We start from the raw sequence: 7,474 nt of genomic DNA, 5'->3' as shown, positions 1-7,474 counted from the left end.
CTCCAACCTGAGGTGCTCCCCCCGCTTCCCTGATCCGAAAGAAGCCCATAACCCTGCTCCCTGAGGAGCGTCCGGAGCTTGCGGAGGGTGCGTCCCACCACCGCTCCCTGAGACATCCTCCTGATGTGGTCGTAGGGGCTTGGTTATCCCAACCACAAAAGGAGGATGTCAATGTCTCAGGTTAGTCGTTTGAGTCGGGAAGGCAAGCGTCGTAGTGATCGGTGTAGCCGAAAAGTTCGTCCCTCTCAGCACGATCGAAGGGCACTATGCCCTTCGGTCATGCTGAGGGGGACGAACTGTTCAAAGTCGCCTCCGCGGGGCGGCACGCTGGGTCGTCAACCGTCGCTGGGGCTTGCGCCTCAGGAAGCAGCCCGGGCCACGATGAGCGGCACGAGTTGCTCGGCGGTGGTCCAGGCGCCGTGGTGGCCGAGCATCATCGACTCCATCGTCTCGCGCTTGCTGCGGGTGAGGGTGGTGGCGCCACGGGCCACCGCGACGACGTCGCCGATGCGTTGTGCCACAGCGTCACTGACGATCGGTCCGAACCACTCTTCGTCGATGGTCTGCTCGCGCGAGACCACGTGCGCGGCGTCACCGAGATACGACGCCCAGCCGCTCAGCACGTCGTCGGCCGATCCCGGTGTCGCATAGACGTGCCGGACCCGCGCCTCGCCGGCCACCGCGTCGACGCCGTCGAGCAGGGCGGGGGCGGTGTCGATGTCGATCGCCCGGTCGGCGGTGATCATCCCGTGGTCACCGGTGACGAGAAGTGTGGTGCCATCGCCCAGTTCGGAGGCGAGGTCGGCGACCAGCCGTTCGACGATGCGCAACTTCTCCAGCCACTCCGCCGACCCCGGGCCGTGGATGTGGCCCGCCATGTCGAGCGCGCTGTAGTAGGCGTACACGAAACGCCGGTGCCGGCTCCGACGCCGCAGGGTGGTCAGCACGGCGTCGCGGATGCCGTCGGGCGTCACGGCGGGCACGAACTGTCCCGACGCGCGGAAGGCCGCCATCGTCAGGCCGGTTCCGCGGAACTCGCCGGGCATCACATAGGTGACCCGGACACCCTTTGCGGCAAGTTCTTCGAGACTCCCTCGCTCGGTGCGGACGAGGGCCGGGGGATACGTCATCAACGCCGACGGTCCGGAGGCGTCGTCGAGGGTCCAGCGCAGCGAGTTGAGCACTCGTCGTGACCCGCGCGTTCGGCATTCGTCACCCGGGCGGAAGCTGTACCCGATGATCCCGTGCACTCCGCACGACGTGCCGCCCGTCAGGCTCAGGATGCTGGTCGCGGTGGTCGCCGGAAACCCGGCACGCAGCGTCGTCGAGGTCAGTTCTTTGAGCGTCGGGGCATGCTCGGCGTAGTCGTCCAGCAGGGTCGCGCCCAGGCCGTCGATGAGCAGCAGAACCACCGACTCACTGGTCGGGACAACGGGTCCCGCACCCTCGGACGGAACCCCGAGTGCACCCGCCACCGCCGGCAACACGTCGGCGAGCGTGTGCGGATAGCCGTGCCAGTCTGCCGGGGCCAGCTCCAGCGGACCCGCCACTTCAGTCACCGCGCGCCCGAACCGGCCGGTCCGAACACATAGTGTCCCGACCGCAGGAACCGGACCGACCGACGCGCGTCTCCCTCGACGAGCAATGGCGACAACGCATCTCGCAGCGCAATCCGCCACCGCGCGGCGTCGAGTGGCGCGCTGACCCGCATCGACTCGACGTCACGCGGAACCTCGACGACGGCGCCGGCATCCGGGGTGATGCGCTCGTGGTGCGCGACGGGATGGGATGGCCGGTCGACGTCGATGACCGACACGGCGCCACCGGCGAGCGCCTCGTCCACCGACTCCACCGATCCCTCCGACCTCGACGACCCGTCCGGCGCCGACGGCGCGGCGGACTTCAGGTCCCACGCCACCAACACCCGGTCGGAGTCGGCGTCGCCGCCCAGCTCGTCACCGAGTTCGCCGTAGAAATCCTCGTAGTAGTGCACGGGCGTCGCACCGAGCTTCGCGAGGTTGAAGTAGGCGTTCCGGGCGACGAGGGGATCGAAGGTCCAGGTGATCGTCGACAGTCCGCGCTCCAACGCCCAGCGACGCTGGTGCATCTTCAGCGCATGACCCACCTGATGGCCGCGGCCGCGGCGGGTGACCCCGGTGATGTGGCTGTGTAGGGTCTCGCCGACCGGTGCGCCGAAGAACGCCACGCTCCCGCCCGCGAGGTGGTCGCCGATGAAGGCGCCGGCCACATAGTTGCCGGCGTGACTGAGCGCGCGCAACATGTCGGTCCCCACGGGCCGGTTCGTCGGATCGGGCCGCCACACGTCGTCGAAGATCCGCAGGAGGTCCTCGAGCTCGTCGGGCGACGACAGTTCACGAACCTCCACACCGAGGGTTGCATCCGACATGGGGTCGATTCTGTCATCGCCCGGCGACACCGTGGTCGGGGTTCGACCAGCCCGATCTAGGATGAGCCCCATGTCCCACACCGCCCGAGCGTCCGACGCGTTCGCACGCGTCGCCGCGGCCGGTGTGGTTCCCGCGGTGGCGGTCGCCGCGCACGGTGCGGCGAGCGGGGCGATGCCGAGTTCGTCGGGCGTCCTGCTGAGCGCCGCGATCGGCGTGGTCGCGGCGATGCTGCTCGCGCCGCGCCGGGGACGACTCACGACGGCGGCTGCATCGACCACGCTGGTCCTGTCCGCGGCGCAGGCGGCGAGTCACTGGGCTCTCGCGCTCGACGCCGGGCACGCCGCCCACGCCGCCTCGACGCTGCCGATGCTCCTCACCCACCTGGTGGCGATCCCGCTCAGCGCGGTCGGAATCGTCGCCGGTGCCCATCTCCTGGCGTCGATCGGCTCGGTGATCCGATCGCTGGTGCCACCGGTCGCCGTCGCAGCACATCCGGCCGCTCGGGTGTTCTGGACGCCGCCTTGTGTTCCGGCCGCACCTGCGTTGTGCGGCACCGGCGTTCGCGGACCACCGGCCGCCTCCTGACGCCGCCCGGGCCCCAGACCAGAAAGGTGTGGGGTCGACGCGCGCGTCCACGAGGACCGGTCCCGACACCATCGAAAGACACAATCCATGAAGCTCAATTCCCTGCGGGCGACGATCGCCCGCCGCATCACCGCGCCCGCCACCGCCGTCGCCCTCGTCGGCCTCGCCTCCTTCGCGGGTGCGGGTGCCGCGTCGGCGCACGTCACCGCCAACGCGCCGACGGTCACCCAGGGCGGGTACGGCGTCGTCACCTTCGTCGTCCCCAACGAGTCCGACGCCGCCGCCACGACCGCGCTGCGGGTGACGCTGCCCGGGCTGACCTCGGCCCGCCCGGAGGTGATGCCCGGCTGGAAGTCCGTCGTCACCAAGAAGGACGACAAGGTCACCGAGATCACCTGGACCGCCGATCCGGGATCACCGGGGGTGCCGGTCGGGCAGTTCGGCCAGTTCCGGTTCTCCGGCGGACCGTTCCCCGAGCAGGAGACCGTCGAACTCCCCGCGCTGCAGACCTACGCCGACGGCGAGACCGCCGACTGGAGTCAGCCGACCCCCGACGACGGCTCCGAGCCGGAGCTGCCCGCACCGACGCTGACCCTGCCCCCGGCCACGGGCGACGGGCATCACGGCGGCTCGCACGCCGCCTCGACGATGGGCACCGCCGACGCTTCGGACACCTCCGAGTCGTCGGCATCGTCCGAGGACTCCGCCGCGCGCTGGCTCGGCGGGATCGGCCTGGTGGTCGGCACCCTCGGCGCGGTCATCGGCGTCGCGGCGCTGACAGCCCTGCGCCGCAATGGTTGTGGCGGCGGCGATGCCTGACCGTCGCGCGCCGGCTCGACGCGTCGTCCTGGTCCTCGCGACGCTGCTGTGTCTCGGGCTCGTCGGATCGTGGGCGGCCGCCCCGGCGTCGGCGCACTCGCGGCTGGTGTCCTCCGACCCCGCCGAGGGGGCGACGCTGCAGACCGGTCCGCAGACCGTGACGCTGACCTTCAACGAGCCGATCCAGTCGTCGTATGCGGTGCTCAACGTCGTCGGACCCGACGACCACTACTGGCAGAACGGCGACCCGACGGTCGACGGCCCCAACCTGCGTGTCGGGGTGCGCGAACTCGGCCCGGCCGGTGAGTACGTCGTCAACTACCGGGTGACCTCGGCCGATGGGCACGTCATCAGCGGACAGCGCACGTTCGAGCTCGCGGTTGCCGGCAACGGCGAACCCGGCCCGGCGATCGAAGCGGTCGATGCGTCGTCGGACGAGGGAATCCCGGTGTGGTGGTTCATCGCCGGCGCCGCCGTCGTGCTGATCGCCGGACTCGGTGTCGTGTTCTGGCTGAGCCGGCGACCCTCGACGCGGCGCTGACACCTGATGACCGTCCGCAACGGGTTGATCCTCGCGATGACCCTGGCCGGCGGTCTCGTGGTGAGCTGGTTGCTCGCCCGTCCCGACGGTCCGGATCTGGTCGCGGTGCCCACGACCCTCGCGCTCGGTGTGTCCGTGACGCTGCTCGGTCTGGGGGCGCTGCCGACGGTCGACGCCGAGCCCTCGACCCGGGTGATCGGCCTGCTGGCCGGGGTGTGGGTGTTGGCCGTGCTGATCAGCGCCTGGGTGCGGACGGCCGATCGGGCGGGTGTCGAGGTGCTCGACGTGAAAGCCGGCGACTTCGGCGACGTGCTGTTCTCGGGTGCGCCCGAGATGGTGGCGCTGGTGGCCGGGGTCCTGATCCTCGCGTGGGTGGTGCTGGACCTGCTGACGGGGATCGAGATCCCCGTGCTCGTGGTCGGCGCGCTCGCGGCGATCGGGGTGCTGGCCACCTCGATCGCCGGGCACGCCGGCAACGACTCGTGGGGGCCGTTCCTCATCGGTGCCCACGCGCTGGCCGCGGCCTGGTGGTGCGGACTGCTCGCGGCGATGCTGCTCTCGGTGCGCGGCCGGTCGGGGTGGGCGCGCAGTCTGCCGGTCTTCTCCGGCCGCGCACCCTGGGCCGTCGGGGTCCTCACGGTGACCGGCCTGATCTCCGGCCTGATCGAGGTCGACGGTCCGGCGAACCTGGTGAGCAGCGGTTACGGCCGAATCCTGCTCGCCAAGGCCGCGGTGCTCGCGGTCCTCGTGGGTCTCGCCGTCTGGCACCGACGACGCTGGCTACCGGCCGTGCAGCGGCATCGCAGCAGCGAGCCCGCCTCCGTGCGCGCGGCTGTCGTCGAACTGGCGATCATGGCCGTGGCGCTGGGTCTCGCGGCCGGGCTGTCGGCGACCGCGCCGCTCTGAGCCGGTTGAGCCACCCCTTCCGCCGGCTGAGCCATCCCTTCCGCCGGCTGAGCCATCCCTTCCGCCGGCTGAGCCATCCCTTCCGCCGGCTGAGCCATCCCTTCCGCCGGCTGAGCTTGTCGAAGTCCCCCTTACCCGCTGGTTGAGCCGGCTCCGAGCGCAGCGAGGCGCCGTGTCGAAGCCACTTTGCCGCGGGTCACCAGGTGGCCTCGACGGGCGCGGCCTCCTCGCTGCGCTCGTTCGACGCTGCTCGACCAGCGGGGGGTGGATCGACCCTGCGCTACCCGCGGATCACTCGCCCATCGGCGGCCGCGATTGGTCCCACAGCGCGAGGAGTTCGTCGATGATGTCGGTCGACATGTGCAGGGTGCTGAGGTGACTCTCGCCGGGCATCTCGAAGAGCTTTGCGTCGGGGAGCAGCGACACCATGTGCTCGCCGTGGGCGTACGGGATGATGTGGTCGGCGTCGCCGTGCCACCAGCGCACGGGCACGGTGACGTCGCCGACGCGGAAGCCCCAGTCCCGCGCGAAGACGACGACGTCGGCGAATGGCGCGTTCATGCGTCGGCTTCCGCCGTGGAGCAGGTCGTCGAGGAACATGGCCCGGAATTCGGGGCGCGCCAACAGTTCTCGGTCCGCCTGCGGGGACAGTCGACCGTAGATGGAGATCGCGGGTTCGGCGATCGGCCGGGCGAAGCCGAGGGCGACGCTGAGCACTTGGCCGATCGGCGCGCCGGCCACGCTCACGAGCGGTGCGAGCAGCGTGCCGAGTCGCATGGCCCCGCCCTCGATGCGGTCGGGCCCGACCGTCGGCGCGACACCGCCGAGGATGCCCGCCGCCGTCACCCGGTCGGGCATGGCATGGGCGACCCCGAGTGCGTACGGCCCGCCGCCTGACAGCCCGATGATCGCGAAGTCGTCGATGCCCAGGGCCTCGAGGACCTCGGCGAGGTCGGGTGCGAAGGCGGCGACGTTGTCGTACCGATGCGGGCTCGACGATCCCACGCCCGGCCGATCGAGTCCGATGAGGCGGATGCCGCGTTCGAGCGCGTACGCACGCGCTTCGACGGGGATCTGGCGCCGGGCGCCGGGGGTGCCGTGTAACCAGACGATGGCCCGTCCGGTGGCCGATCCGTACTCGGCGAATCCGATCCGACGATCACCGTCGGCGACGGCGATCGACCCCTCGATTTTCGGACGGGCGATGTCGATCATGTGATCAGCATCTCACGTACCGTTGGTGGCGTGATCCCCGAGTTCGTTCACGGCACCGCGCGCGCCATCCGCCACGTGGTCACCCCGTACCCGGCTCGGGACATCCCGGAGGGCCGGATGGTCGACCTCCCGGGGCGCGGGCGGGCGTTCGTCACCGACTCGGGCCCGCGCGACGCACCCGCCGTCTTCCTCCTGCATTCGGTGCTGACCACCGGATTGCTCTGCTGGTACCCGACGATCCCGGCGATCAACGACCGCTATCGCGTCATCACCCTGGACGCGCGCTGGCACGGCCGCGGCATCGAGTCCGAGACGTTCGACCTCCGTGACTGCGCCGACGACGTCGTCGCCCTCGCCGACGTCCTGGGTATCGACCGGTTCACGGTCGCCGGGTTCTCGATGGGCGGCGGCATCGCCCAGCTGGTGTGGCGACGCCATCCGGGACGTGTCGCCGGTCTGGTGCTCTGTTCGACCGGCCCGTACTTCAGCACGCATGATCCCCGGCACCGCGCGTCGTCGGAACGCATGGGACGCATCCTCCGCCCCGTCTACCGCATCCTGCCGCGGGTGTCCGACAAGAGCCTCGACAAAGCGGCCCACACCACCATCTGGGCGCTCCGGCAGTTCCTCTCGACGCCGCTGTCGCACCTCGGTGACTTTGGAAACGGGCTGGGGGAGTTCGACTCTCGCGACTGGCTCCACGAGGTCGACGTCCCGACCGCCGTCGTCGTCTCCATCCGCGACCGGGTCGTCGAGCCCGAACGGCAGCAGCTGCTGATCGACGGCATTCCCGGCGCACAGCGTTTCGAGGTCGACGGCGGGCACGCCTGCTGCGTCCTCGGCGCGCGCTACTTCATCCCACCGTTTGTCGAGGCACTCGACGCCGTGGTGCCTCGGGATCGGTCGTCGGTGGCGGCTCGCTTGTGAAACTGCCGTTCACACTGTTGAGTTGTCAAGGTACAGATGCGGTCCCGGAATCGGCCGGGTGCGAAATGTGCTA

8 protein-coding genes are annotated in these 7,474 nt (G+C 70.4%); 5 read left to right on the top strand and 3 right to left on the bottom strand.

What is annotated here, in order from left to right; translation table 11 throughout:
• Positions 1-359 precede the first annotated feature (359 nt).
• Both A9310_RS13275 and A9310_RS13270 read right to left on the bottom strand, forming a co-directional pair.
• Positions 360-1,559 (bottom strand): alkaline phosphatase family protein, encoded by a 1,200-nt coding sequence (locus A9310_RS13275; protein WP_065631022.1) that lies wholly within the window; start codon positions 1,557-1,559, stop codon positions 360-362.
• Positions 1,556-2,407, bottom strand: coding sequence for a GNAT family N-acetyltransferase (locus A9310_RS13270; protein WP_065631021.1), 852 nt, complete (start codon positions 2,405-2,407; stop codon positions 1,556-1,558). The genes A9310_RS13275 and A9310_RS13270 overlap by 4 nt, the downstream gene beginning before the upstream one ends.
• A 70-nt stretch (positions 2,408-2,477) precedes the next feature.
• Between A9310_RS13270 and A9310_RS13265 the strand changes: the two genes are divergently transcribed.
• From A9310_RS13265 to A9310_RS13250, 4 genes are all read left to right on the top strand, one after another.
• Positions 2,478-2,993: a YtxH domain-containing protein gene (locus A9310_RS13265; protein ID WP_065631020.1), complete on the top strand. Its 516-nt coding sequence runs from the start codon at positions 2,478-2,480 to the stop codon at positions 2,991-2,993.
• 87 nt (positions 2,994-3,080) lie between these two features.
• Positions 3,081-3,812, top strand: a complete 732-nt coding sequence (locus A9310_RS13260) for a YcnI family protein (RefSeq protein WP_065631019.1) — start codon at positions 3,081-3,083, stop codon at positions 3,810-3,812.
• A complete protein-coding gene (locus A9310_RS13255) occupies positions 3,805-4,353 on the top strand; it encodes a copper resistance CopC family protein (RefSeq protein WP_065631035.1) in 549 nt (182 codons plus the stop codon). The genes A9310_RS13260 and A9310_RS13255 overlap by 8 nt, the downstream gene beginning before the upstream one ends.
• A 6-nt stretch (positions 4,354-4,359) precedes the next feature.
• On the top strand, positions 4,360-5,259 hold the full coding sequence (locus tag A9310_RS13250) for a copper resistance D family protein (RefSeq protein ID WP_065631018.1): 900 nt from the start codon (positions 4,360-4,362) through the stop codon (positions 5,257-5,259).
• A gap of 291 nt (positions 5,260-5,550) precedes the next feature.
• Here A9310_RS13250 and A9310_RS13245 read toward each other — a convergent pair whose 3' ends face one another.
• Entirely contained in the window at positions 5,551-6,474 is a 924-nt protein-coding gene (locus A9310_RS13245) for an alpha/beta fold hydrolase (protein WP_065631017.1), read from the bottom strand.
• Positions 6,475-6,504: 30 nt separating this feature from the next.
• On the opposite strand from A9310_RS13245, the gene A9310_RS13240 reads away from it, so the two are divergent.
• Positions 6,505-7,401, top strand: coding sequence for an alpha/beta fold hydrolase (locus A9310_RS13240; RefSeq protein ID WP_175401135.1), 897 nt, complete (start codon positions 6,505-6,507; stop codon positions 7,399-7,401).
• Positions 7,402-7,474 lie beyond the last annotated feature (73 nt).

The organism is Gordonia sp. UCD-TK1 (genome assembly GCF_001691435.1).
Taxonomy (GTDB): domain Bacteria; phylum Actinomycetota; class Actinomycetes; order Mycobacteriales; family Mycobacteriaceae; genus Gordonia; species Gordonia hongkongensis.
Note: the sequence above shows the minus strand (reverse complement) of the source record. Positions and strands in the feature narration are given on the sequence as shown.